General features: G+C 69.5%; 2 protein-coding genes and 2 pseudogenes. All 4 read right to left on the reverse strand.

Annotation, left to right across the window (positions count from 1 at the left end; all coding sequences use genetic code 11):
* Positions 1 to 180: pseudogene (locus NN4_RS44475) on the reverse strand (hypothetical protein); the annotation flags it as partial.
* 22 nt (positions 181 to 202) lie between these two features.
* The gene (locus tag NN4_RS44480) at positions 203 to 1,018 is read right to left on the reverse strand and encodes a hypothetical protein (RefSeq protein WP_147144446.1); all 816 of its coding nucleotides are present in this window, start codon (positions 1,016 to 1,018) and stop codon (positions 203 to 205) included.
* Positions 1,019 to 1,062: 44 nt separating this feature from the next.
* Positions 1,063 to 2,106 (reverse strand): hypothetical protein, encoded by a 1,044-nt coding sequence (locus NN4_RS44485; RefSeq protein ID WP_147144448.1) that lies wholly within the window; start codon positions 2,104 to 2,106, stop codon positions 1,063 to 1,065.
* Positions 2,103 to 2,324: pseudogene (locus tag NN4_RS44490) on the reverse strand (hypothetical protein); the annotation flags it as partial. The pseudogene NN4_RS44490 and the gene NN4_RS44485, both read right to left, overlap by 4 nt.

A 2,324-nucleotide genomic window follows, 5' to 3' on the forward strand; every position in this document is an offset into this window, starting at 1 on the left:
GGGCGCGGCGGGCCGCGCGGCGGCGGCCGGTTGCTCCTGGGTGATCACCACGCTGGTGACCTCGTCGTCCTGGTTGACCGTCAGCGCGGTGACCGCGACGGCGCTGCCGATGACCGTCAGCGCGGCCACCGCGCGGATGGCACCGGCGAGCGCAGGCCGGGTCGTCGTGCGAGAACTCATCGGACCGTACTCCTTCTGATGTCTATTTGACCGGCGCCGCAGGCGAATTCGGTGCGGCCGCGGCGGGTTCGAACACGCCCTCCAGGTGCCAGACGCCGGTGAACCCGTTGAACGGTCCGCCGACGATGAGGCTGGTCCACTGCAGGGTGAACTTTCGGGTCTTCGCGTCGTAGGTGCCGGTGGCCGAGGGGCCCTGGGCGGCATCGGCGGTGGGCTTGTCGAACCATTGCTTGGCGACCCAGTCCCACACCTTCTGTACTTGCTCCGCGCCCGCCACCTGGGCGTCCTGCTTCTCCGGCGGTTTCGGCGCGCCCTGATTGAACTCCTGGTCGTTCCAGGAGGCGGCCCAGGCGGACACGTCCGCGGTCAGCTTGCCGCCGTCGTTCGTCACCGTCGGCGGCGGTACCCGGCGCTGGGTCTGCGGGTCCACCGGGTTGGTGGAGATGCCGAACTCGACGGCGAAGAACTTGGTCGGCTTGGTGATCGACGCGGACAGCGAATTCCCCTGTGCGAAGCCGGGTTTCGGTTCGCTCTGGTATCCGCCGATGCGCAGGCCACCCGCCGTGCCCGGTTCGAGCAAGGTGGTCGACCCGTTCTGCGCGGGTGAATCGCCGTTGGGCATGTAGGGGCCCTTCTCCGGCGTGCCGCCCGGCTGCACCATCCGGAACCAGGTACCGGCGACGCTGTCCCCGGACACCGAACCCGGTGTGAAGCGCAGCAATCCGACCAGCGGCTCGGGACCACTCGACGTCGGCGCGTCGGCGCCGCCGGAACAGCCGGACACCACCAACGCCAGTGCGGCCAGCACTGTCGCGGCGATCATCTTGCGTGAGCTCATACCGGATCCCCTCCTACGTTCGGTCGGCCGAGTGACTCGCCTTCTCATTTCCGGGCACCACCAACGGGATTCGATCGCAGTGCCGCGCGCTTGGCCGGCCCGCGACCCGGCAGCCGAATGCCCTCCACCGTGGCGGCGAGCGCGAAAATGCCCGGCACCAGATAGCAGAAACCCAGCCCGCGAAACGCGCCGAAGCCGAGCGGGCGGGTCGAGTCGTTCAGCGCGACAACGGCGTCGAAGTTGCGGACGTTGTCGTTCATCGCGCCGATGAGGGCGGCGAAGCGCGAAGTCATCGGCTGCCACCGGGTTTCGAGGGTGGTGATGCCGGCGAGGTCGGCCTCCGGGTGTGCCGTCCGGACGTCCGCGGTGTATCGGCTGTTGAGCTCGCCGTCGGCCGCGACGAGGGTGACGAAGTAGCCCTGTAACTTTCGGACCTCGTCGTGGCTGAGGATCGGGCCCAGCTCGTTGATCAGCGGTTGCGCCGCGGGCGAGGCCGGGAACAGTCCGCCGAGCAGCGGCACCGCGATCAGCCCGAGGGCGGCGAGCGCCGCGGCCGAGCGCCAGACCAGCGCCTGCTTACCCTGCTGCGCACGCCGGAAGCCGAGTACCCCGGCGCCGACGAGAATCGCGCCGGGCAACGCTAGGAGCCATGGCAAGGTGCCGAAAGGTGGTACTGCGGCGAGCTTTTCGTAGTTGTGCCGATTGTCGTCGATCGCGCCGATCATCCCGGACATGTGATAGCGGATCTCCGGGTAGTCGCGGACGAACTGGTCGACGCGCGGATAGCTGCCCGGCTGCTGTCCGCGCTGCTGGAGCGTGATGACGTTCGTCCGGGCGTCGTCGAGCACCTGCAGGTCGTGGCGGTAGCCGTCGATGCTCGACCGCGTCATGTACGGCTCGAACGCGTCGATCATGGCCTCCCCCTTGGCCGCTCGCGGAAACATGCCGGTGCCGATCGGGGCGAGGACCAGTAGCGCGCCGAGCACGATGATCAGCACGAACGGCCACCGCCGCAACGGTCGCGGCGGCGCGGCCTCGGGATTCGAGACGAACTCCGAATAGGCGGGCAGCCCCGACACGGTGGTCACTGCCGTTGCCGACGGACGATCCGGTCCGCGTTGAAGAACACCCCGGCCGCCGCGACCGCGACCACGAAGAGCGTCGGCACCACCCACGCGGGGGTGTGCCGTCCGCGCGGGACCTCAACGGTCTTCGAGGCGAGCACCGGATCGGTGCGCGCGGGTTGTGCCTGGGCCACCGGTACCGCGGCGTCGACCGAAGGCTGAGCGCCGGCAGCCGGAGCAGC

It is taken from the genome of Nocardia ninae NBRC 108245 (assembly GCF_007990755.1).
Taxonomy (GTDB): Bacteria; Actinomycetota; Actinomycetes; order Mycobacteriales; family Mycobacteriaceae; genus Nocardia; species Nocardia ninae.